Origin of the sequence: Rhizobium sp. Leaf453 (assembly GCF_001425605.1) — a bacterium.
In the GTDB taxonomy this organism is placed as follows: domain Bacteria; phylum Pseudomonadota; class Alphaproteobacteria; order Rhizobiales; family Rhizobiaceae; genus Pararhizobium.
In genome coordinates, this window is the sequence record NZ_LMRG01000001.1 from 41,853 (window position 1) to 64,784 (window position 22,932).

A 22,932-nucleotide genomic window follows, 5' to 3' on the forward strand; every position below is an offset into this window, starting at 1 on the left:
TTGGCCGAGGCCGGCCTGCTGGGCATTCGAGACGAGGCCTCGCTGACGCGGGCATTCTGCGAACGATGCGTCGAGGCCGGAGTGCCGCTCGGCAAAGTCTTCGTGATGATCGACACGCTTCATCCGATGTATGAGGCGCGCGCATTTTTTTGGGACGAGGATCCCGAAAACCCTTTCCGCGAAGAACAACATGTCGTCGGTCGTGATCCGGACGTTGCGGCTCAGTGGTCGCGCAGCCCCTTCCTGCAAATGCTGCGTCGGCGCGAGACCTCGCTCCGCTGCCGGCTCGAGCATGGCGAAACCCACGGCTACCCGGCGATCCAGGAATTGTGTGACGCTGGTCAGACTGACTATCTGGCGTTCGTCTACCGCACGCGGCAGGCGGTGCGCGTCGAAGATGTCAACGCATTCTATGCGCGTTTCACCACGGCTCAGCCGGGTGGATTCAGCGACGGTGATGTGGCCTGCCTGGCGCAACTGACGCCTCACCTTGGCCTTGCCATCCGGTCCGCGGCACAAACCCGGCTGACGAAGACGCTCGCAGAAGCCTATCTCGGTCGCGACGCCGGCCGGCGTGTGCTCAGCGGCGCTATTCGACATGATTCCGTGAGGCGTATCCGGGCCGTGCTCTGGTATTCGGACATCACCGGCTACACCCATCTCTCCGAATCCGTGCAGGCCGATCAGTTGATCCCTCTGATCAACGACTATGCAGAGGCGGTGATCGGGGCGGTCAGGTCGGCCGGCGGTGATGTCCTGAAGCTGATCGGAGACGGTGTTCTCGCGATGTTTACGAGTTCCCGGCCGGAATATGCGTGCCGGGCGGCCGTTGACGCGGAGCACGATCTACGGCTGCGGCTCGGCCAGCTTGCACGCCGTCGCAAAACAGAGGGCCTGCCTGTCGCCGACATCCATCTCGGTCTGCATTCTGGGGATGTATTCTACGGCAATATCGGCACACCCGACCGGCTCGATTTCACCGTGATTGGCCAGGCAGTCAATGAAGTCAGCCGCATCAGCGACATGTGCCAATCCACAGGGCGCGACATGCTCTGCTCCTCGGAGTTCGCCGGCCTCCTGTTGGGGGAGGAACGAGACAAGCTCGTTTCCGTCGGGCGATTTGCGCTGAAAGGCGTTGGAAAAGCCAAGGAATTGTTCACGCTCGACCCGAGCCTTGCAGCCGCGGGCACGACACCGAAAACGAAGACCTCTCGCCGGCGGGCATCTGTGGCGAGGCAATGACGGCACTCAGGCAAGGCATGCGCGTATTGTACCTCATTCTTTTCCCTTGAACCTGCCCCTCCCCGCCTCTATCTCCGAACTCCTCACTTCTCGCATCGCTGGAGACATTGCTTGTCCATCTTCAAGAACCTTCCCGCCGCTCCCGTTGCACGCAAGAAGCCGGTGACCGATACGCGCCACGGCATTACCCGCACCGATGATTATGCCTGGCTCAGGGCCGATAATTGGCAGGCGATGTTCAAGGATCCGTCGATCCTCGATCCGGAAATCCGCGCGCATCTGGAGGCAGAGAATGCCTATATGAAGGCGGCGATGGCAGACACGGAAGCGCTGCAGAAGACGCTGTTTGCCGAGATGAAGGGCCGCATCAAGGAGGATGACTCGTCCGTTCCGATGAAGGACGGGCCTTTTGCCTACGGCACCTTCTTCGTCACCGGCGGCGAGCAGCCGCGCTATTTCCGCGAACTGCGTGATGGCGGCGAACGGACCGTGATGCTGGATGGTGACAAGGAAGCGGAAGGCAAGGCCTATTTTCGCCTCGCCGGTATCGACCATACCACCGACCACAGCCGCGGCATCTGGGGCTATGACGACAAGGGGTCGGAATATTACACGCTGCGCGTCCGCGACCTTTCAACCGGTAATGACCTCGACGACGTGATCGAAAGCACCGGCGGCGGCGGTGCCTGGGCGCCGGACGGCAAGAGCTTCTTCTATACCGTGCTCGACGACAACCATCGCCCGTCGAAAATCTTCCACCACATCATCGGTGAGCCACAGTCGGCCGACCGGCTGGTCTACGAGGAAGAGGATCCGGGCTTCTTCATGGGCGTCGGCGGCTCGATGCTGGACGACTTCATCTACATCGACATTCACGACCACGAGACCAGCGAATACTGGCTGCTGCCGACCTCCGATCTTCTGGGCAAGCCGCAACTGGTCTCGGCGCGCGAAACCGGACTGGAATATTCCCTCTCCGAGGGCGGCGACGTCTTCTACATCCTGACGAACGCCGACGGCGCCAAGGATTTCAAGATCATGCAGACGCCGGTTGGCAAACCGAGTCGAGAAAACTGGGTGGATGTGGTGCCGCACACCGCCGGCCGGCTGATCATTTCGCATGGCGCCTATGCCCGCCATCTGGTCTGGCTAGAGCGCGAAGCCGGCCTGCCGCAGATCAAGATCCGCGACCGCAAGACGGGCGAGGAACACGCGATCGCCTTTGCCGAGGAAGCCTTCTCGCTGGGACTTCAGGGCGCCGCCGAATACGATACGGACGTCATCCGCTTCTCCTATTCGTCGATGACGACGCCGAGCCAGCTTTACGACTACAACATGGTGACGCGGGAGCGCACGCTGCTGAAGACACAGGAAGTGCCGTCGGGCCACAATCCGGAAGACTATGTCACGCGCCGCGTCATGGCGCCGTCCTGGGACGGCGTGCCGGTCCCGGTCACCCTGCTCTATCGCAAGGATACGCCGCTTGACGGCTCCGCCCCCTGCCTGCTCTACGGCTACGGCGCCTACGGCATTGCCATTCCAGCCTCGTTCAACACCAATTGCCTGTCGCTCGCCGATCGCGGCTTCGTCTATGCCATCGCCCACATCCGCGGCGGCAAGGACAAGGGGTTTCAGTGGTACGAAGACGGCAAGATGGAGAAGAAGACCAATACGTTCAAGGACTTCATCGCGGCGGCCGACTATCTGAATCAGGAGAAGTTCACGTCCTACGCGAACATCGTCGCCGAGGGCGGATCGGCCGGCGGCATGCTGATGGGCGCGATCGCCAACATGGCGCCGGAGAAATTCAAGGGCGTCATCGCCGCCGTTCCCTTCGTCGATGTTCTCAACACCATGCTCGACGACACGCTGCCGCTGACACCGCCGGAATGGCCGGAATGGGGCAACCCGATCGAGGACAAGACCGCCTACGAGCGCATGGCCGCCTACTCGCCCTACGACAACGTTTCGGAAAAGCCCTACCCTGCGATCCTCGCGCTCGGCGGCCTCACCGATCCGCGCGTCACCTATTGGGAGCCGGCCAAATGGGTCGCGCGCCTGCGCGAAAAGACCACCGGAGCCGAACCGATCCTGATGAAAACCAACATGGACGCCGGCCACGGCGGCGCCTCCGGCCGCTTCCAGCGACTGGAAGAGATCGCGTTCGAATATGCGTTTGCGATCAAGGTGGCGGGGAAGATGTAGGGATCACAAACGTCACATTGCCAGACTATGTTTCACCCGCTGACAGGCGGGTGAAAATGAAATCGAGCAGGTGTCCACCCTCCTCATCCATCGATATCAGGCACGGATCCCATTCATAGTAAAACAACAACCGGGTGCCGGCGATGACAACGTCGTCATGAATGACATGTTCCTGTATGTCTATCTCTTTGAAATGACTGTGAAGGAACTCCCTTAGAGCGGGCAATTCCGTTTCGTCGAACTCCAGAGAATGCGTGCGACCGTCGTGTTTCGATATGCTGAAAGTCATGCCACATTTCCCTAGCCAGGTCCAACAACCGCCGTCGGAACTCGCCACTGAAACTCCACCAGATCGACTGAACCTGCAAGCCCCGCACATGCCCCGCCGCCTACCTCTCCCTGCAACCTTCAAGGGAGAATCTGCATGAAAATCGGCGACAGCATCAGCAGCTATTATCGTTCGCAAAACAACGGCCAGCCATCCGGCAGCGCAGCCTCCAGCCTGCTCTTGCCCGCAGATGGCGGCAACCAGCGCACGCAGGCGCCGACGGTTTCGATCGGTGGCTCGGCGTCGTCCTCGTCGCTGTCTTCCGCGCTCTGGTTGTCGATGGCCGACAAGATGGAAGCCGATGGGGGCTTGGCAGGCGATACCGTGTCATTGACCGGGCCGTCGACGAAAACCAGCGTCGCCGACGAATTCATGGAATGGTCGACAATGTCCGTTGCCGAAAAGATCCGCGCGCAGATTCTTGGCGAAAAAGGTTTGACCGAAGAAGACCTCGCCGCGATGGATGCCGACGCCCGCGCCGCCATCGAGGCCGAGATCAAGGAAGCGATCAAGCAGCAACTTGTCGGCATTGAGGGCGAGGGCGATTTGCCGGCGACGGATGGCGCCAGCCTCTAGACCATTTTACGGAATGGCCGACGCAGGTTAATCTCCCCTGTCCGAGTGATTTGCGGACAGATGCGGAGGAGACGCATGAGCGTTCATATTGCCCTCCTGCGGGCCGTTAATGTCGGCGGCACCGGCAGGCTTCTGATGAGCGAACTGAGAGCCCTGTGCGAGGACGCGGGCTTTACCGATGTGAAAACCTATATCCAGAGCGGCAATGTCCTGTTCCGCTCGCCCCTGCCGGCGGATGACGCCGCCAGGAGGCTGGACGAGTCGCTCGCCCGGATCATGGGTAAGGCCCCGGGCGTGGTGGTGCGCAGCCGCAAGCAGCTCGAAACCATCGCCGACCACAATCCCTTTCCCGACGCCAAGCCCAATTACCTGATGGTCAATTTCCTGCCTGAGGCCGCACCCGCCAATGCGCTTGTTGATCTCGTCGCGCCGGATGGCGAGGAGGCGAAGGTCGCCGGCGAGGAAATCTACGTGCACTATCCGAACGGCTCCGGCCGCTCCCGCATGACCCTCAAAATCCTGCGGCGCGCGACCTCGCGCAATCTCAACACCGTGCGCAAGCTGGCGGAGATGGCGGCGGAGATCGAGGCACATTGACGGCACCAGCCCGGATTTGACGCGCGCTCTTTCGTTCATGGCGATGACGCCCTATCTATTGTTCAATCGCCGGACAACCGGCGTTGGCAAGACAGGATCGGGGTCATGACGGAAGCCATCAAGCGTGTCCAACCGGCGCACAGTGCGCCTATCCCGTTCGACAACAGCTATACCCGGCTGCCGGCGCATTTCCATGCCAGCGCCATGCCAACACCAGTCGCCGAACCCTGGCTGATCAAGTTCAATCGGCCGCTGGCGGAAGAGCTGGGGATCGACGCCGATGCGCTGGAGCGTGATGGTGCGGCCATCTTTTCAGGCAACCAGGTTCCCGAAGGCGCCGAGCCGCTGGGCATGGCCTATGCCGGCCACCAGTTCGGCCAGTTCGTGCCGCTGCTCGGCGACGGGCGGGCGATCCTGCTTGGCGAAGTGATCGACCGGAATGGAAAGCGGCGAGACATCCAGCTGAAAGGTGCTGGCAAGACACCCTATTCCCGGCGCGGCGACGGGCGCGCGGCACTGGGTCCTGTGCTGCGCGAATACATCGCCAGCGAGGCGATGCACGCGCTCGGCATTCCGGCCACCCGGGCGCTGGCCGCCGTCGTCACCGGCGAGCCGGTCTACCGTGAACATGTCCTGCCCGGGGGCGTCATCACCCGGGTGGCGGCGAGCCATATCCGCGTCGGCACCTTCCAGTTTCTTGCCGCGCGCGGCGACACCGAGGGGCTGAAGACGCTGGCGGATTATGTGATCGACCGCCACTATCCCGACCTCAAGGGCAGCGACCGGCCGTATCTCGACCTGCTCAAGGCTGTCGTCGAGCGGCAGGCGGCCCTGATCGCCCGCTGGCTGCAGGTCGGCTTCATCCATGGCGTGATGAACACCGACAATTGCTCCATCTCGGGCGAGACCATCGACTTCGGCCCCTGCGCCTTCCTCGATGCCTATGATCCGATGAAGGTGTTTTCATCGATAGATCGCAGCGGTCGTTATGCCTACGCCAGCCAGCCGGCGATCGGCCAGTGGAACATGGCGCGGCTGGCTGAAGCCCTGCTGCCGCTCATCGACCCCGAACCGTCCGAAGCCGTCAATCTCGCCAATGATGCGATCGCCGGTTATGGGCCGATTTTCCAGGCCCATTGGCTTACCGGCATGAAGGCGAAGATCGGCCTGTTCGCGGAAGAAGACGGCGACCTCGATCTCGTCCAGGGGCTGCTGACGGCGATGCACCAGGGAGGCGCCGACTTCACCCTGACCTTCCGGGCACTCTGCGATGCCGCCGAAAACACCGGCCGGGACGAGCCGCTGAAAGCGCTCTTCGCCACGCCGCACCAGATCGAAGCCTGGCTGCTGGCCTGGCGCGAGAGGACCGGCCGCGAGCCCCTCTCCGACACGCAGACCGCCGCCGCCATGCGCGCCGTCAATCCCGCCTACATCCCCCGCAACCACCGCATCGAACAGGCCATCCGCGCGGCGCAAGACGATGGCGATTTCTCGTTGTTCGAGGCGCTGCTGGCGGTGCTGGCCAAGCCTTACGAGGACCAGCCCGGTTTTGCCGCCTATGCATCCGCGCCACTGCCGCAGGAAGAAGTGCTGAGGACATTCTGCGGGACGTAACAATCATCACGGAGCAACACGAGAAAAATAAAAGCAATCTCTAAATAATGATTGTTTTCCATGAAATATTTTTCGAACAATCGTTTTGTATTATCTGTCTATCTCGAATAACATTTCGATTGAGATCGTTCATTTGACGGGAGGAAAATGTGGCACAGAATTTTGTACTGACCAGCGGTATCGATGTCTTCACCGGAACGGATGACGCGGATACGTTCTCCGGCGTCGGTGGCGGTTTGGACCTGCTCAAGGGCGGCGGCGGCAATGACCTTTTCACCATTGACGAGTTGCAGATGGGCGTGCTCGATGGCGGCAGCGATACGGACACCGTGTTCCTGACCGGCGACGAAAACAGGATCAGCACCGACCTGACCTTCAGGAATGTCGAGATCCTCGATCTGCAAGCCCCCAAGCTTTACGCCACCGTTTCCCAACTCGACGCCATCTCTACACTCCAGATCAACGCGGCCGGGCTTGAACGCTTCGATATCCTTCTGGAAGGGACCATGTATCATCCGAACTGGTACCTCGACCTTTCCACGCGCTACACGTCTTCCACGCAATTGAGGGTCTTTGCCGATGATGCTGTGAACGTGATGGGAAGCCTTCGTGGTGACCTTTTTTATGGCTCGGCGTTCGATGATGGGCTGCGGGGGCTAGGCGGTAACGACCGCCTGATCGGCAACAGCGGTAATGACAAATTGAACGGAGGCCTCGGCGACGACTACCTCAACGGTGGAAGCGGAACCGACACCGTCTGGTTTGAGTACGCCACGAGCGGGGTCACGGTCGATCTCGAAGCTGGTTTCTCGAGCGGAGAAGGTAACGACACGCTCGTCTCGATCGAAAACATAAGAGGCACAAGCCGCAATCGCAGCGATACGCTTCTCGGCTCCAGCGGCGCCAATTCCATCTACGGTGATACAGGCAACGACACGCTCGACGGCAGGGGCGGCAACGACATACTCGACGGCGGCCCGGGTGCGGACAACATGACTGGTGGCGACGGCGATGACATTTTCTACGTCAGCCACGTCGATGACAGCGTCAGCGAACTCACGGGCGGCGGATTCGACATCGTCATTGCCCGCGCAATCAATTTTACATTCACCGATTACGTCCTGAACCCCTTGGCGGAAATCGAATCCCTGAGAACGTCGTCGTCCACGGGCACAGTCCAGATCAACCTCACAGGCAATGCGTTCAGCCAATCCATTACCGGCAATGCCGCGGACAATACGTTGAGCGATGGCGGGCCCGGCGGTGCCGATACGCTGCGAGGGCTTCTGGGCAATGATATCTACCGGGTCTACAACAGCGGCGACGTGATCGTTGAAGTCGCCGGACAGGGGAGAGACCGCGTCGCTTCAGCCGTGGATTACTTGCTCGCAACCGGTGTCTCCGTCGAAATCCTGACCACCAATGGCGGCAGTGGCAAGTCCGGAATCGACCTGACGGGCAACGAACTCGTCCAGTCGATCACCGGCAATGCCGGCGCCAATATCCTGAACGGCAAGGGTGGCTCCGATACCCTGACCGGCCTTGGCGGCGCGGATGCATTTGTCTTCTCCACCGCGCTTGGCAGCGGCAATGTCGACACCATCACCGACTTCAGCGTGGCCGACGACACGATCCGGCTCGATAACGCGATCTTCACCGCCCTTTCCAGCACCGGCACACTTGCCTCCGGCTATTTTCGCTCCAACAGGACTGGCCTCGCGGAGGACAGCAATGACCATGTCATCTATGAGCAAGACACCGGGAAACTCTATTACGACGCGGATGGCACGGGTGCGACGGCAGGCATCCTGTTTGCCAGGACCACGGCCGGGCTGTCGCTGACCAGCGCGGATTTCCTTGTCATCTAGGCTCACGCATGCTGCGTTGCTTCGATATCGGTGCGATGGGGCGATGCGGATTGTTGGCCAGAAGATGCGGCCGCTATTCTCGATCTTTCAGGGCAAGCTGACAAACGATTCTTTCGGTCGTTCAACCTGAAAAAACTGTCAAAGTCTGTAGAGAACGATATCGCGCCAGGTACGATCGAGGTGGGACAGTGCATCATTCACAGACGCAAGTTTAGTTGCATTGATGGCAGCGAGGCGACTGACAATCGAATGATGGCGCGCGAACGCATCCGACACGATACTTGCGGCTTCACGCCCTTTCTCCGTCAATCCATAGATCTTGAGCCTCTCTTGCCTGCTCAGATGCAAAAAGCCGGCCGCCTCCAACCGATCAAGCGATTTCGCATGCATGTTGAGAAGATGGCCTTGGGATTGCGATTGCTCGCCCGCTTCACCCGAAATGCGCGCAAGCAGCAAGACATCAGCAGGTTCGAGCATTTCGCCTCGATCGAAACAGCTGGCACGAAAGAGTTCGTCCAAGGCGACCTCTGAAAGCTGACTATGCGCCCTCATGAGCGCTTCGAGCATATCCAAATAGTCCTGTTCGATCATCCCGTTCACCTTTCAATACCGAAAATCAGCGTTAAGCCGACAGGACAAGGGCCACTGCAACCGTTTGCCGTCATCGCGACGCACACCTGCCATCTCTGTTCGTGTCACGCACCGTGGATGCGAACGGGCCTGTTGCCCTCGATCTATCGGCTCGCATTCAATCTCGAGGAAGCGGTTGAACAGCGCAACAGCAAGCCGCACGATGTCGAGCCCAAAAGATATTTGCACGTCGCCCGATACACCCGTATTGAGTGTGAATGCAGCAATGAAAAACCGGTCAATCCAGCCGATGTCGGGCAGCGGCGAGCAAGAGAAACCGGATTTCACTTCAACCGCGCGATAAACTTGGAGGTGACCTTTCCCATGACGACATCCACGGAACAAACCGTTCTGAAATGGTCGATCGCGGTAACGGTATTTATCAGCGCGACGGGCGTGCTGCTCGGCATATTGTCTGAATCGATGGCGATCCTTTTCGATGGCGTCTTTTCGCTGATTGACGCTGCAATGACACTGCTCGCGCTCTACGTCACAAAGCTGATCAGCCGGCACAAGAGCGCACGCTTCCAGATGGGATTCTGGCACATCGAGCCCATGGCGCTGGTCTTCAACGGCGGCCTGCTCACGCTGCTTTCCGTCTATGCACTGGTCATCGCCATGACGTCCTTCCTGTCCGGAGGCCATCACCTGGTTTTCGACTGGGCCGCCGGCTACACCATTCTGGTCTCGTTCATCTGCCTTGGCATGTTCCTGTACGTCCGCCGGCACAACCGCGATATCCAGTCGGATTTCCTTGCGCTGGACATGAAGGGCTGGGCGATGGCCGGCTTGATCAATGTCACGCTGCTCATCGCATTCGCAGCCGGCGCGGTGCTTGAAAATACGCAGTATCGCAACTGGGTTCCCTATATCGATCCCGCCATCCTGTCCGTCCTGACGCTCTGCCTGTTGCCGGTTCCGATGATGGCCGTGTTCAATGCTTTCAAGGATGTGCTTCTCGTCGCCCCCTCCGATCTCGACATCCTCGCGCGCGCAGCCGCGGAAAAGGCGGTTGCCCGCCATGGGCTATCCGGCTACCGGTCCTATGTCGCCAAGGTCGGCCGCTCGCGCGTCATCGAGATCTACTTCCTCCTGCCGCGCGACATGCCGCTTTCCAGCGTCGATCAATTGGACGCCATTCGCGCCGAGGTTGGCGAGGAGATCGGCGATGCCGGCCCCGACCGCTGGCTGACCATCGCCTTTACCGGCGATATCAAGTGGGCTGACTGACCGGCTTGCCTCGATGGCAGGCCACTAGAGCTTCGTGCCGAGATTGTTGCCGCTCTTGTCGTTAAACGCGAGGAAGGCCCGGAACAGTGGGGCCGTGGCGAGGCCAAGTGCCATGCTGATGGCAACAGCGGTCCCTGCCGACGCAATGATCACGGCGAGGCAATAGGCGATGACGATGAGGGCAATCCAGGTCAACGATCGGGTCGTCATGCCCTTTTGGACATAGTAGGCAACGGACACGGCCGCAAAGATATACGGCGTCAGCACCAGCAGCACCGAAATGTCCGTGAGCGTCAGGAAGGCATCTCCGACCGTTGGAGACATGGTCAGGAACACGATTACCGTCATGAACGTCGCGACAATCGCAAGACCGCGCACCGGAACGCCGCGCGCATCGGTCTTGGAGAACATCGCTGGAAACAGGCCGTCCCTTGCCGTCGCAAGCGCCGTTTCGGCATTGACCAGCGTCCAGCCGCCGAGACAACCGCAGGCCTTCATGATGGCGCACAGCGTGATGATGACGGCACCCACGGGTCCGAAAACCCGCATGGCGGCATCCGCGAAAGGCGCCGACGAATGCCGCAGTTCATCGTTTGGAATAACGCCCATGATGGCCGTTGTACTGAGCACATAGACGAGCGCCGCAATCAAGACGCCGAGCAGCGTGGCGCGCGCGACGTTCTTGGCCGGATCCTTCACCACGGCAGCCGCAACCGATGCACTTTCGACACCCATGAAGGACCAGAACATGATGGAGATGGCGGACGACACGGCGCTGAATTCGCTCAAACCCTTCGGGTTCCAGCCTGCAACAAAGACGTCCGGGTCGAAAAAGAACCAGCCGCATATTCCGAGCACTGCGATCGGACCGATGCCGAGAATGGTGGTGACGGTCTCAAACCGGGTGACGACGCGCGGACCGATCATGTTGATCGCGGCAGCGAGCCAGATCATCGCAATCGTGCTGAAGACACCGAAAAGGGGATTTTTCAATACCGGGAAGAAAACGGTGAGATAGCCCGTGATCGAGGTCGCGATGGCAATGTTGCCGATCACGTTTGAAAACCAGTACAGCAGATTGCACTGAAATCCGGCGAAATCGCCAAGCCCCTCGCGCGCATAGGCGTAAGGCCCGCCGGCAACCGGGCGGATCCTGCCGAGGCGCGCGAACATGTAACCCATGATAAAAGCGCCCGGCGCGGTCACGAACCAGCCCAGCGTCGCGACACTGCCGATACTCGCCATGATCGTCGGCATCATGAAGATCCCGGCGCCAATCATGTTGCCGGCCACCAGCATCGTCGCCGAAAATAAACCAACCTGCCGGACGTCGGAAGACATGGGGACCTCGCTCTTATTCGGGGATCGACTGAAGAAGGATGTCCGAGCGAATGGCCGGCGCTTCGTCGCCGAAATGCGTCTTCAGGATATTTTCGAACGCGTCGGCCTGGTACAAATGCGTCAGCGCCCGGTCCACCTGCAGCCGAAAGTCCGCATCATCGCGGCGCATGGCGATACCATAGGACTCATAGGTCAGCAGTTTGTCGCCGATGATCAGGTCGTCGGGCGCACGCGCATTTTTCCGAAGATTGCCGAGCAGGCCGCCATCGGCAAAATAGGCGTCGATCTTGCGGTCCTCCAGGGCAGCCAGCCCCTCGGCATGGGTGGGAAAATCGACAATGTTCATTTTATAGCCGCCCTCGGCCAGTGCCTGCCGTAACGTCGCTTCGGTTGTGGAACCGCTGCGAACGCCGATCGAGCTAGTTGCGAATGATTGCATCTGCGGTGAGCGAGGCGGGCTGACGGTTTTCTCGCCGAGAAACAGCTCTCGAAGGTCCCGGGGGGAATCCGTTCGCAGCATGGCGCCAGCTCCGGTCCGGAAGATCGGTTGTGAAAATTCGACGAATTTTCGCCTTTCGAGAGTGATCGTGATGGCACCGCACAGCATGTCGATGCGCCCCGCCGCGACACCCGTGAAAGCGTCCCCCAAAGTGGTTTCGACAAATTCCACGACGCGTTCCTCGGCACCGCTCATCTCCGCGACCACGGCGCGACACACGTCGATTGAGTAGCCTTTCGGGCTCGCTCCTTCGACCTTAGCGGAAAATGGCGCCTGGTCGGCGACGAAGCCGATCTTTATTGCGGCCGGGGCGGTCGACTGGCCATTGGCAAGACCAGCCGCAACATTCCAGAACGTGAGCCCCAGGATCAGTGCGGTCACGATCTGCTTCATTTTGCAACCTCAACGAAAGTTTCCATACCGGCCTGGCATGGGGTTAGGGATGATAGTCACGCTTGCCGCGACAAGGCAAGTCCGGTGAAGCGGCTCGTTCGGCAAAAACGTTTCCACGAGGGACCTCTTCGGTAAAAAGATTATTTAACTTCGGGGAACCCTTGCCAATTTGAAAATATGTAATAATCTTCAACTATAAGAAGCAATTAGGAGGAATTTTATGAGCCTACCGATATGCATTTTCACATGGCTCCCTCGCAATCAGTGACTTCGATACCTGCTTCAGGTCTCACGCGAGAAACTTAGCCTCCATCACGACGGACGCCACAGAATACGTAATTAGAAAGGGCAACCGCCCTTCTCTCACCTGTTATTCGCGTTATTGCCACGAGGAGATTTGCATGAAGAACGAGGAAAAGAAACGACTCGGCATGACGGCCTTGGTCGCGGATGACGAAATCGGCCAGGACAGCGCAGCCGGCCGGGCTGTTGCGTCTCTCATTGCCGAACTGGAGCGCCGCGATATTTCCGTCGTTACGGCGACAACGAGCGACGATGCGATTTCCGTCATCCGTTCGGATCCGTCACTTCAGTGCATCCTGCTTGACTGGGACCTGGGGGTTTCCGGCCACGATCCGTCGATCGCGGTCGTCGAGGCCCTGCGCGCGCGAAACGCCAAGGTTCCAGTCTTCCTGCTGGCGGATCGTAGCGTCGCCTCCACGGTACCCGCCGATATCATGAGCAAGGTCGATGATTTTGTCTGGCTGCTCGAGGACACAACGGATTTCGTCGGGGGCCGCATTCTGGCGGCGATCCAGCGGTATCGCTCGACGGTGCTGCCGCCCATGTTCGGCGCACTCGCGCGATTTTCCCAGGTTTACGAATATTCGTGGCACACGCCCGGACATACCGGCGGCACGGCCTTCCTGAAATCGACAGCGGGCCGGGCCTTCTTCGAATATTTCGGCGAGCCGCTTTTCCGCTCCGACCTTTCGATTTCGGTCGGGCAGCTCGGTTCTCTTCTCGACCATTCCGGCCCGATCGGCGCCAGCGAGAAATATGCCGCCCGCGTGTTCGGTTCACACCGGACCTACCATGTCACGAACGGTTCATCGACCTCCAACCGCGTCATCCTCATGGCCAGTGTCAGCCGTGACCAGATCGCGCTGTGCGATCGCAATTGCCACAAGTCGGCCGAGCACGCGATGACCATGTCGGGTGCGATCCCGACCTATCTGCTGCCGACCAGAAACCACTATGGCATTATCGGGCCGATCCCGCCGGAAAGGCTGACGGCCGTTGCCATCCGCAAGTTGATCGATGCCAATCCGCTCGCCGACGGAATCGAAGATCGCGAACCGAAGCACGCGATCATCACGAACTCGACCTACGACGGCCTCTGCTACAATGTCACCCGGGTCGAGGAACTGCTGGGCGCCAGCGTCGACCGGCTGCATTTCGACGAAGCCTGGTATGGCTATGCGCGGTTCAATCCGATGTACCGCGAGCGGCACGCCATGCACGGCGACGCCAAGGATCACGGTCCCGACAAGCCGACGGTCTTTGCCACGCATTCGACCCACAAGCTGCTCGCGGCCTTGTCGCAGGCCTCCTTCATCCATGTGCGTGACGGCAAGAAGGCAATCCCCCACAGCGTGTTCAATGAAACATTCATGATGCACGCTTCGACATCGCCCAACTATGCGATCATCGCCTCCAACGATGTCTCCGCCGCCATGATGGACGGCCCCGGCGGGCAAGCGCTCACCAGCGAAGCCATCGAGGAGGCGGTCTCCTTCCGCCAGATGATCGCGCGATTGAACAACGACTTCGCCGACAGGAGCGAATGGTTCTTCGATTGCTGGCAGCCGGAAACGGTGATCGACCCGAAGACCGGGCGCAAGCAGCCTTTCCACGAGGCATCGTTCGAGTCGCTGACCACGAGCCCGTTGTGCTGGGTCCTGAAGCCGGGTGCCGCATGGCATGGTTTCGGCGAGATCGAAGATGGCTACTGCATGCTCGATCCGATCAAGGTCTCGATCGTGACCCCTGGCGTCGCGCCGGGCGGCGGCCTGATGCCGGTCGGCATCCCCGCGGGTATCGTCACGGCCTATCTGAACCATCGCGGTATCGTCGCCGAGAAAACAACGGATTTCACCATCCTGTTCCTGTTCTCAATCGGTATCACCAAGGGCAAGTGGGGATCGCTGGTCAGTGCTCTTTGCGATTTCAAGCGCGATTACGACGCCAACGTGCCGTTGGAAGTCGCCCTGCCGAAGCTGATGGCGGACTACGGTGACCGTTATGCCAATATGGGCCTGAAGGATCTGGCCGATACGATGTTCTCGGCAATGGATCAGTTCAAGACGACGGAAATGATGGCCGCCGGTTTCTCGACCCTGCCCGTTCCCGACATGAGCCCTGTGCGCGCCTATGAAGTGCTCGTCCGCGGCGATGTCGAAAAGGTCACGCTCGACGAACTGGCCGGACGGACGGTCGCGACCGGTGTCGTGCCCTATCCGCCGGGTATTCCGCTGATGATGCCGGGTGAAAATGCCGGGCCGGCCGATGGACCGCTGCTCGGATATCTGAAGGCACTGGAAGCCTATGACTCCCGTTTCCCCGGCTTCACCCACGATACCCACGGCGTCGAAGTCGAAGACGGTGTCTATCACGTCTACTGCCTGAAACGGACCTGATTTCTGCCAGCCGGCCCGCGAGGGCCGGCAATTTCTTGCAATGAACCGGCGGCTTGCGCGGAATGAGAAAAGCGCGAAGCCGGCGGGACTTTCAACAGGACTTCCAGCACGTTCAAAAACAGAAACAGCGACCATCCGCTGGAAACGTCGTAACGAGGGGATTGAAATGGCTGCTACGCAGAACAAAATGACGGTCACACAGCTGACCATTTTGACTGCCGTCAACATGATGGGTTCGGGCATTATCCTTTTGCCCGCAAAACTGGCTCAGGTCGGCACGATTTCCATCTTCTCCTGGTTGATAACCGCGGGTGGCTCGCTGGCTCTTGCCTATGCCTTCGCCCGTTGCGGCATGCTGAGCCGCAAGCCGGGCGGCATGGGTGGCTACGCCGAATATGCCTTCGGCAAGGCCGGCAACTACATGGCGAACTACACATACGGCCTCTCCCTTGTCATCGCCAACGTGGCGATCGCGATCACTGCCGTCGGCTATGGCACCGTGTTGTTCGGTGCCACGCTGACACCGTTGCAGACGGGTTTGTGGACCATTGTCCTGCTCATCCTGACCACGGTGGCCAATTTCGGCGGAGCGCAGATTACCGGCCGCATCGGTGCGGTCACCGTCTGGGGCGTCATCATCCCCGTGGTCATCGTGTCGCTGCTTGGCTGGTTCTGGTTCAGCGGTTCAACCTGGGCTGCGGCCTGGAACCCGCATAATCTCGAATTCCTCCCCGCCGTCGGCGGCTCGATTTCCATCACGCTCTGGGCCTTCCTCGGGCTGGAATCGGCTTGCGCCAACGCCGATGCGGTTGAAAATCCGGAGCGGGACGTACCGATCGCCGTTCTGGGCGGCACCATCGCTGCTGCCATCATCTACATCATCTCCACCAACGTGATCGCCGGCATGATTCCCAATGCCGAACTCGCAGCGTCCAACGCACCGTTCGGTCTGGCCTTCGCAACCATGTTCAGCCCGTTCATCGGCAGCATCGTCACCGCGCTGATGGTCATTGCCTGCATCGGCTCCCTGCTCGGCTGGCAATTCACCGTCGCGCAGGTGTTCAAGAGCTCCGCCGATGTCGGCTACTTCCTGCCGATCTTCGGCAAGGCCACCAAGTCCGGCACGCCGATCGTCTGCATGCTTATCCTGCTCGTGGCACAGGTTGCCCTTGCCCTGATGACAATCAGCCCGGAACTGACCAGCCAGTTCCAGAAGGTGGTCGACCTCGCCGTTGTCACCAACCTGGTGCCTTACGTCATGTCCATGGCGGCCCTGATCACCATCCAGAAGATTTCCGGCGTACCCGCAGGCAAGGCGCTACTCACCAACATTGTGGCGATGATCGCGACTGCCTACAGCTTCTATGCACTGATCAGCTCCGGTCAGCAGGCCCTGATGCTCGGCGGCCTCTCCGTCTTCATGGGTTGGACGCTCTTCGGCTTCGTCAGCGCCCGCTTCTACCGGATGGAGGTGGAAGCCCACGTCAAGGACCCTGGCAAGTCCCTGCAGGCCTGACCGCAGGGGCATGACCCAAACTTCGGCCCGAGGCAGAACTGGCCTCGGGCGTTTGCCGCACTCGCGGCCTATTCCGCTCATGCCCTGATCGAGGCAGCGTGGGCGCGTCTGAACATATCACCCGGTTTGACTGACGGAGGATTCCATGACGATCCCGGTAACCGAATATTTTCGGATTCTTGTGGTGGGAACGCAGTATGGCGACAGGATTGCCCAACTGATCGAGGACCATCTGGATTTCAAGACGACGGTCTGCGGCGACGAGGAGGCAGCGTCCGCCATCCATGGCGGCGCCGATCTCGGCGCTATCGTGACCTCGCGAGCGGCGGCGGAAGCGGTCATCAAGGCACGCGACGAACGCGGTTTCCGCATGCCCGTCTTTCTGCTGAGCCGCAGGGAAGACGAAAAGTTCGGCGAGCCCTACCTGAAGGACCTGGAAGGCATTTTCATCGCCGACCTCGAAACCCGCGAATTCTACGAGAAGCGGCTGCGTGCTTCCGTTGAAGCCTATGCCGAGACCCTGTTGACGCCGTTCTTCGGCGAACTGATGAAATATGACTATGACGCCAACCGTGCATGGGCGTGCCCGGGACACCAGGGCGGCCAGTTCTTCATGCATCATCCGGCCGGACGCCTGTTCTACGAGCATATGGGCGAGAATGTCTTCCGCGACGACATCTGCAACGCGATGGTTTCGCTTGGCGACCTGCTGATCCACGAAGGGCCGGCGCTGGCGGCGCAGCAGGCGGCCGCCAAGGTCTTCGGCGCGGACCGCACCTATTTCGTCCTGAACGGCACCTCTTCATCCAACAAGGTGGTCAATACATCGCTGTTGCGGCGGAACGACGTCGTTCTGTTCGACAGGAACAATCACAAGTCAAACCATCACGGCGCCCTGTTCATCGCCGGTGCGATCCCGATCTATCTCGAGGCCGACCGCAACGGGTTCGGCATGGTCGGGCCGATCGACTGGTCGGCATTTGAAGAAGACACGATTCGTGAACGGCTGCGGAATCATCCCCGCCTGAAGGGAACGGATGCGTGGAAAAAAGAGCGCCCGATCCGCGTGGCGATCATCGAACAGTGCACCTATGACGGCAGCGTCTACAATGCCCGCAAGGTTCTCGAGAAGATCGGCCATCTCTGCCAGTATATTCACTTCGATGAGGCATGGGCGGGCTTCGGCGCCTTCCATCCGCTGATGGAACATCATTTCGCCATGGGTCTCGAGCTCGGCCCGAACGATCCCGGCGTGATCGCCACCCAATCTACCCACAAGCAGCTGGCCGGTTTCTCCCAGGCCTCGCAGATCCATGTTCGAGACGAACACATCCGTGACAAGCCCTTCCGGACGAACCACAAGCGCTTCAACGAAGCGTTCATGTTGCAGGCTTCGACGTCGCCCTTCTATCCGCTGTTCTCTAGTCTCGACGTCAATGCGCAGATGCATGCCGACAAGGCAGGACGCGTTCTGTGGGACGACATGGTGAAGCTCGGCATCGACGGACGTAAGGCCGTGCGCCAGCGTTTCGACGGCTTCCTCGATCCATTCGTGCCGGATGTCGTCGATTACGGCGGCAAGAGCGTGAAATGGGAGGATGTGCCGACCGACGTGCTGGCGCGGGAACAGCAATATTGGCAACTGACGCCGGGCGCCAAATGGCATGGTTACCGCAACCTCGGCAAAGACGCGGCCATGGTCGATCCGACGAAATTCATGCTGACGACGGCGGGGATCGATCGCGCCACCGGCAACTACCAGAAAAGCGGCTTGCCTGCGACGATCCTGGCCAACTATCTCAGGGAAATCAACGTCATCCCCGAAAAGAACGACCTCAACAGCATCCTGTTCCTGATGACCCCGGCCGTCGGCGAGGGCAAGATGGCAATGCTGCTTTCGGCGCTCGAGCGTTTCAAAGCACATTACGACGCCGACAGCCCCATGTCCGCCGTCGTGCCCGGGCTCTACGCCCGCAATGCCGACCGCTATCGCGGCTACACGCTCAAGCAACTCGCCCAGGAAATGCACGACTTCTACGCGGAAAAGAACGTGAAGGAGTTGCAACGACTTTGCTTCCGCTACGAGTCCTTCCCCGAACAGGCCATGTCGGCCCGCGATGCGAATGAAGCGCTGGTCGGCGATGAGGTCGATTTCGTGCCGATGGATCAGGTCAAGGGCCGGATCGCCGCAACCCTGGCACTGATCTATCCGCCGGGCATCGGCATCATCGTTCCCGGCGAACGCTATGATGATAGCGCCCAGCCGATGATCGACTACTTCCTGACCTTCGAGGAAAGCTGCAACAGGTTCCCGGGCTTCTCCTATGAGGTCCAGGGCGTCTATCAGATCCGCGAAGAGGGAAGAATCCGTTTCTATACCTACGTGGTCAAGGAATAGACGATCCGCCTTTGTCAGGGGTTTCCGCCGAGCATTTGCCGTAGTTCGGTCAAGATGGTCTCACCGCTTGAATCCTCGATCGAAAGCAATGCAGTTGCGGTGCAAGCTTTGTCGACGACGGCAACCGAAAAACTGCCGTCATTTTCAATCCGGCCGCGCAGACCAACCAAGACAGGGCCTCTCCCGAGGTTTCGCGGCTCGCTCAAATCCCATCTGGTCCACTTTGCCTGCCATTCCGAGTTCGAAAAGCCTATCAAAGTCTCGATGGTCTGCAGCTTTAGAAAAGTTGTCTTTTTGCTCCGGTCAAACTCAAAAGTCTCGATATTCGCAATGACGACCACGTCTGCCGCCAATAGATCGGAAAGTCGAAACCAGGCGTGCGATGTGCAGGCGTTCGCTGGAGGGGCGGCAATTACGAAGCCGGCCACTAGACCAGCGATTGCAACGCGCATGGAATTGTTGCGACCTGCACTCTTGGACCTGAACATCATCTGAGTTCACCATCGTTTCGAAATCCGCGACCTTGCGGATTGTCGGTAGTAGTTCGACCGGGCAGCCAACTGAATTTGGCTTCAATGCGGCAACCCCACCCTCCCTCATCCTCGCCCTCCTGGCGGGGATCCAGCGACCAACGTCTGTCGGGTCAAAAGACTCTTTCAGCCCAAGGACTTGGGCTGACTGGATTCCTGTGACGAGCACAGGAATGACGGAGAGGATGGTGGCTTCATATATTCCAAATGACGTCCGAGGTCGCGGAAAGATGACTTTGTCAGCAATCTAAGCTGATTCTCATTCAGCAGGTCTCGACCCTACTCCCATCCCCCACTGCCATCCGCAGCCGAGCAGCCATACGGCGGCAGGCGGGATTCGAAGTTGGATTTCAGCTGGGCGCAGCCCCATTGGCGCAGCGGCTCGGGCATGCGGCTGTTGAGTTCGATGCCGACTTCGTCCAGCGGGTCGCTGGTATTGGTGACATACATCAGCCAGCGGCCGCCGATCACGCCGAAAACGGCGATGATGGCAACGATCAGCACGGTCAGCAGTCTTTTCATGGTTCCTCCCGGGGTTTCGGTGGTGACAGTAGCAGCGCGCGGTAAAGCCACCAGTCCCCCGGTACGCGCGTCCACAGGCGGTGTGCAACCCATTTCGCCTGGAAGCAGTTGCAACTCTGGAATGCCAGATATGCGCATACTGCATGGCGCGGGCGAACTGTGGCTATTGAAAGGCAGGCGCTGCGCGTTAGTTGCCTTGTCACGGATCATGGGCATCCCGCATTCCCGCTCGACGCACACCGCTCCGCCTCTGTTCATCCTCCGCGGGCCTTCCGACACGCGGCTTCAGTCTCGTGACGGCTCCGTTGCCGTCACGTCTCTCCACCCCTGGGAGACCTTTCCATGCTTCTCATCCTGACAGCCATTGTCTTTGCTCTGATCGGTCTTGCGCTCGGCGGCGGCGGGCTCTGGCTCATCGTGCTCGGCGGCAGCTGGTACTATCTGATTGCCGGCCTCGGCTTTCTCCTCACCGCCTTCCTCTTGTTTGCCCGGCGCGGAGCCGCACTCACCGTCTATGCGCTTCTCATTCTCGGCACGCTTGCCTGGGCGATCTGGGAAGTCGGCTTCGACTGGTGGCAACTCGGGCCGCGCGGCGGCGTCATAATCCTGCTCGGGCTCTGGCTGCTGATCCCGGCGATCCGCCGCCAGCTCGGCTTCGTCAGCCCGACCGGACAGGTCTATGCGGCAAGCGCCCTGCCCCTCGCCGCGGCGGTCATCGTTTCCATTGCCGTGGCCGGTTACTCGATGACGCAGGATCCGCTCGATCTCGCCGGCGAGCTGCCGACCGAGACGGCGGCAGCGACGCCCGATCTCGGCGGCAATGTACCGGACGGCGACTGGCATCAGTATGGCCGCACGCCCTATGGCCAGCGCTATTCGCCGCTCGCACAGATCACACCAGAGAATGTGAGCAATCTGGAGGTCGCCTGGCAATACCAGACCGGTGACGTCAAGCGGCCTGACGATGTCGGCGAAACCACCTATCAGGTCACGCCGCTGAAGGTGAAAAACACGCTCTACATGTGCACGCCGCACAATCTGGTCATTGCGCTCGATGCGGCGACCGGCAAGGAAAAATGGAAGTTCGACGCCAATTCCGGCATGAACCCGGACCGTCAGCACCAGACCTGCCGCGGCGTCAGCTACTATGCGGACACGGCCGCCGTTGCCGGCAGCGCCTGCGCCGAGCGCGTCTACCTGCCGACCGCCGATGCCCGTCTGATCGCGCTCGATGCCGCCACCGGCCGGGTCTGCGAAAGTTTCGCCGACAAGGGCACGCTGCATCTCGAACAGGGCATGAAGTACAATCCGGCCGGCTATTACTACTCCACCTCGCCGCCGGTCATCGTCGCCGGCAAGATCATCATCGGCGGTGCCGTCAACGACAACTACTCGACCGAGTCTCAATCCGGCGTCATCCGGGCTTACGACGTCGAGAGCGGCGCGCTGATCTGGAACTGGGACAGCGGCAATCCCGATGTCACGGTGCCGCTGCCGGAGGGTCAGACCTACACGACCAACTCCCCCAACAGCTGGTCCGTCTCGAGCGTCGATGAAAATCTCGGTCTGATCTACATACCCATGGGCAACCAGGTGCCGGACCAGCTCGGCATGGGCAGAAGCGAGCATGTCGAGAAATATTCCTCCTCGATCGTCGCGCTCGACATTGCCAGCGGCGCCGTGCGCTGGGTGCGCCAGACGGTGCATCACGACCTGTGGGACATGGACGTTCCGGCCCAGCCGGTGCTGATTGATATCACCGGCAAGGATGGCCAGCCGGTGCCGGCACTGGTCGGCCCGACCAAGCAGGGCGATCTCTACGTGCTCGACCGGCGTACCGGCGAACCGATCATTCCGATCAAGGAAATCCCGGCTCCGACGGGCGCAATCCCGGAGGATTTCACCAGCCCGACGCAGCCGATCTCCGACCTCACCTTCTCGCCGCCGCCGCTGACGGGCAAGGACATGTGGGGCATTTCGATGTTCGACCAGCTCGCCTGCCGGATCGATTTCGAGCGGCTGAAATATGAAGGCCGCTACACGCCGCCATCGCTCGAAGGCACGCTCGTCTATCCCGGCAATTTCGGGGTATTCAACTGGGGCTCGGTGGCCGTCGATCCCGAACGGCAGGTGATGTTCGGCATGCCGACCTATCTCGCCTTCACGTCGAGGCTCGTGCCGCGCGACCAGATCCCGCCGAAGGAACAGGACCAGAAGGGTTCAGAACAGGGGCTCAACCGCAACGACGGCGCGCCCTATGGGGTGTTCATGGGTCCGTTCCTTGGGCCCCTCGGCATTCCCTGCCAGGCGCCGCCATGGGGCTATGTCGCCGGCGTCGACCTGAAGACCGGCAAGACCGCCTACAAGCATCGCAACGGCACCGTCACCGACATGACGCCGCTGCCCCTGCCCTTCAAGGTCGGCGTGCCCGGCATCGGCGGCCCGATGATCACCAAGGGCGGCCTCGCCTTCCTCGGTGCCGCCGTCGACAACTACCTGCGCGCCTATGACCTGACCACCGGCAAGGTGCTCTGGACCGGCCGCCTGCCTGCCGGCGGCCAGTCGACGCCGATGAGCTACGCCACCGACGACGGCACGCAGTTCGTCCTCATCGTTGCCGGCGGCCATGGCTCGGTCGGGACGAAGCCGGGAGATTATGTGATCGCGTATCGGTTGGCGAAATAGCAAATAGAGCCGGCGGAGCGATCCGCCGGCCAACGCCTTGGTGGAGCTCGATATCAATC

17 protein-coding genes are annotated in these 22,932 nt (G+C 60.4%); 11 read left to right on the forward strand and 6 right to left on the reverse strand.

Translation table 11 applies throughout. From position 1 onward, the window contains the following. Positions 1–1,242, forward strand: coding sequence for an adenylate/guanylate cyclase domain-containing protein (locus ASG68_RS00240; RefSeq protein WP_244484058.1), 1,242 nt, complete (start codon positions 1–3; stop codon positions 1,240–1,242). Positions 1,243–1,353: 111 nt separating this feature from the next. Then, on the forward strand, positions 1,354–3,447 hold the full coding sequence (locus ASG68_RS00245) for a S9 family peptidase (protein WP_062576067.1): 2,094 nt from the start codon (positions 1,354–1,356) through the stop codon (positions 3,445–3,447). A 25-nt stretch (positions 3,448–3,472) separates the two neighbouring features. Here the strand turns inward: ASG68_RS00245 and ASG68_RS00250 are convergent, their stop codons facing one another. Next, positions 3,473–3,736: a hypothetical protein gene (locus ASG68_RS00250; protein WP_062576066.1), complete on the reverse strand. Its 264-nt coding sequence runs from the start codon at positions 3,734–3,736 to the stop codon at positions 3,473–3,475. 135 nt (positions 3,737–3,871) lie between these two features. Here ASG68_RS00250 and ASG68_RS00255 point away from each other — a divergent pair, with 135 nt between their 5' ends. The 4 genes from ASG68_RS00255 (at position 3,872) to ASG68_RS00270 (ending at position 8,430) form a co-directional block, all read left to right on the forward strand. Continuing rightward, positions 3,872–4,351: a hypothetical protein gene (locus ASG68_RS00255; RefSeq protein ID WP_062576065.1), complete on the forward strand. Its 480-nt coding sequence runs from the start codon at positions 3,872–3,874 to the stop codon at positions 4,349–4,351. 75 nt (positions 4,352–4,426) lie between these two features. After that, positions 4,427–4,948, forward strand: coding sequence for a DUF1697 domain-containing protein (locus ASG68_RS00260; protein WP_062576064.1), 522 nt, complete (start codon positions 4,427–4,429; stop codon positions 4,946–4,948). 105 nt (positions 4,949–5,053) lie between these two features. After that, complete coding sequence (locus ASG68_RS00265; RefSeq protein ID WP_062576063.1) at positions 5,054–6,562, forward strand: protein adenylyltransferase SelO; 1,509 nt, start codon at positions 5,054–5,056, stop codon at positions 6,560–6,562. Between the two features lie 149 nt (positions 6,563–6,711). Continuing rightward, the gene (locus ASG68_RS00270; RefSeq protein WP_062609093.1) at positions 6,712–8,430 is read left to right on the forward strand and encodes a calcium-binding protein; all 1,719 of its coding nucleotides are present in this window, start codon (positions 6,712–6,714) and stop codon (positions 8,428–8,430) included. 138 nt (positions 8,431–8,568) lie between these two features. Here ASG68_RS00270 and ASG68_RS00275 read toward each other — a convergent pair whose 3' ends face one another. Then, positions 8,569–9,021: a hypothetical protein gene (locus tag ASG68_RS00275; RefSeq protein WP_062576061.1), complete on the reverse strand. Its 453-nt coding sequence runs from the start codon at positions 9,019–9,021 to the stop codon at positions 8,569–8,571. Positions 9,022–9,384: 363 nt separating this feature from the next. On the opposite strand from ASG68_RS00275, the gene ASG68_RS00280 reads away from it, so the two are divergent. Next, positions 9,385–10,290, forward strand: a complete 906-nt coding sequence (locus tag ASG68_RS00280) for a cation diffusion facilitator family transporter (RefSeq protein ID WP_062576593.1) — start codon at positions 9,385–9,387, stop codon at positions 10,288–10,290. A 24-nt stretch (positions 10,291–10,314) separates the two neighbouring features. Here the strand turns inward: ASG68_RS00280 and ASG68_RS00285 are convergent, their stop codons facing one another. Further along, the gene (locus tag ASG68_RS00285) at positions 10,315–11,631 is read right to left on the reverse strand and encodes an amino acid permease (protein WP_082478293.1); all 1,317 of its coding nucleotides are present in this window, start codon (positions 11,629–11,631) and stop codon (positions 10,315–10,317) included. Between the two features lie 13 nt (positions 11,632–11,644). Next, positions 11,645–12,523: an amino acid ABC transporter substrate-binding protein gene (locus ASG68_RS00290; protein WP_062576060.1), complete on the reverse strand. Its 879-nt coding sequence runs from the start codon at positions 12,521–12,523 to the stop codon at positions 11,645–11,647. Positions 12,524–12,924: 401 nt separating this feature from the next. On the opposite strand from ASG68_RS00290, the gene ASG68_RS00295 reads away from it, so the two are divergent. From ASG68_RS00295 to speC, 3 genes are all read left to right on the forward strand, one after another. After that, positions 12,925–15,222 carry an Orn/Lys/Arg decarboxylase N-terminal domain-containing protein gene (locus ASG68_RS00295; protein WP_062576059.1) on the forward strand — a complete coding sequence of 766 codons (2,298 nt, stop codon included), beginning with the start codon at positions 12,925–12,927 and terminating at the stop codon, positions 15,220–15,222. 166 nt (positions 15,223–15,388) lie between these two features. Continuing rightward, positions 15,389–16,738: a putrescine-ornithine antiporter gene (gene potE, locus ASG68_RS00300; protein WP_062576058.1), complete on the forward strand. Its 1,350-nt coding sequence runs from the start codon at positions 15,389–15,391 to the stop codon at positions 16,736–16,738. 145 nt (positions 16,739–16,883) lie between these two features. After that, on the forward strand, positions 16,884–19,136 hold the full coding sequence (gene speC, locus ASG68_RS00305; protein WP_062576057.1) for an ornithine decarboxylase: 2,253 nt from the start codon (positions 16,884–16,886) through the stop codon (positions 19,134–19,136). A 14-nt stretch (positions 19,137–19,150) separates the two neighbouring features. On the opposite strand, the gene ASG68_RS00310 is transcribed toward speC, so the two are convergent. Continuing rightward, positions 19,151–19,627: a hypothetical protein gene (locus ASG68_RS00310; RefSeq protein ID WP_062576056.1), complete on the reverse strand. Its 477-nt coding sequence runs from the start codon at positions 19,625–19,627 to the stop codon at positions 19,151–19,153. A gap of 318 nt (positions 19,628–19,945) precedes the next feature. Next, positions 19,946–20,188: a hypothetical protein gene (locus tag ASG68_RS00315; protein WP_062576055.1), complete on the reverse strand. Its 243-nt coding sequence runs from the start codon at positions 20,186–20,188 to the stop codon at positions 19,946–19,948. Positions 20,189–20,530: 342 nt separating this feature from the next. On the opposite strand from ASG68_RS00315, the gene ASG68_RS00320 reads away from it, so the two are divergent. Then, positions 20,531–22,873 (forward strand): glucose/quinate/shikimate family membrane-bound PQQ-dependent dehydrogenase, encoded by a 2,343-nt coding sequence (locus tag ASG68_RS00320; protein ID WP_062602643.1) that lies wholly within the window; start codon positions 20,531–20,533, stop codon positions 22,871–22,873. Positions 22,874–22,932 lie beyond the last annotated feature (59 nt).

Bases quoted from the DNA above. Each gene is read 5' to 3' on its own strand.
- ASG68_RS00255 (WP_062576065.1), top strand. From the start codon at position 3,872: ATGAAAATCGGCGACAGCATCAGCAGCTATTATCGTTCGCAAAACAAC.
- ASG68_RS00290 (WP_062576060.1), bottom strand. From the start codon at position 12,523: ATGAAGCAGATCGTGACCGCACTGATCCTGGGGCTCACGTTCTGGAAT.
- ASG68_RS00295 (WP_062576059.1), top strand. From the start codon at position 12,925: ATGAAGAACGAGGAAAAGAAACGACTCGGCATGACGGCCTTGGTCGCG.
- ASG68_RS00275 (WP_062576061.1), bottom strand. From the start codon at position 9,021: ATGATCGAACAGGACTATTTGGATATGCTCGAAGCGCTCATGAGGGCG.
- ASG68_RS00310 (WP_062576056.1), bottom strand. From the start codon at position 19,627: ATGATGTTCAGGTCCAAGAGTGCAGGTCGCAACAATTCCATGCGCGTT.
- potE (WP_062576058.1), top strand. From the start codon at position 15,389: ATGGCTGCTACGCAGAACAAAATGACGGTCACACAGCTGACCATTTTG.
- ASG68_RS00260 (WP_062576064.1), top strand. From the start codon at position 4,427: ATGAGCGTTCATATTGCCCTCCTGCGGGCCGTTAATGTCGGCGGCACC.
- speC (WP_062576057.1), top strand. From the start codon at position 16,884: ATGACGATCCCGGTAACCGAATATTTTCGGATTCTTGTGGTGGGAACG.
- ASG68_RS00315 (WP_062576055.1), bottom strand. From the start codon at position 20,188: ATGAAAAGACTGCTGACCGTGCTGATCGTTGCCATCATCGCCGTTTTC.
- ASG68_RS00320 (WP_062602643.1), top strand. From the start codon at position 20,531: ATGCTTCTCATCCTGACAGCCATTGTCTTTGCTCTGATCGGTCTTGCG.
- ASG68_RS00250 (WP_062576066.1), bottom strand. From the start codon at position 3,736: ATGACTTTCAGCATATCGAAACACGACGGTCGCACGCATTCTCTGGAG.
- ASG68_RS00285 (WP_082478293.1), bottom strand. From the start codon at position 11,631: ATGTCTTCCGACGTCCGGCAGGTTGGTTTATTTTCGGCGACGATGCTG.
- ASG68_RS00280 (WP_062576593.1), top strand. From the start codon at position 9,385: ATGACGACATCCACGGAACAAACCGTTCTGAAATGGTCGATCGCGGTA.
- ASG68_RS00265 (WP_062576063.1), top strand. From the start codon at position 5,054: ATGACGGAAGCCATCAAGCGTGTCCAACCGGCGCACAGTGCGCCTATC.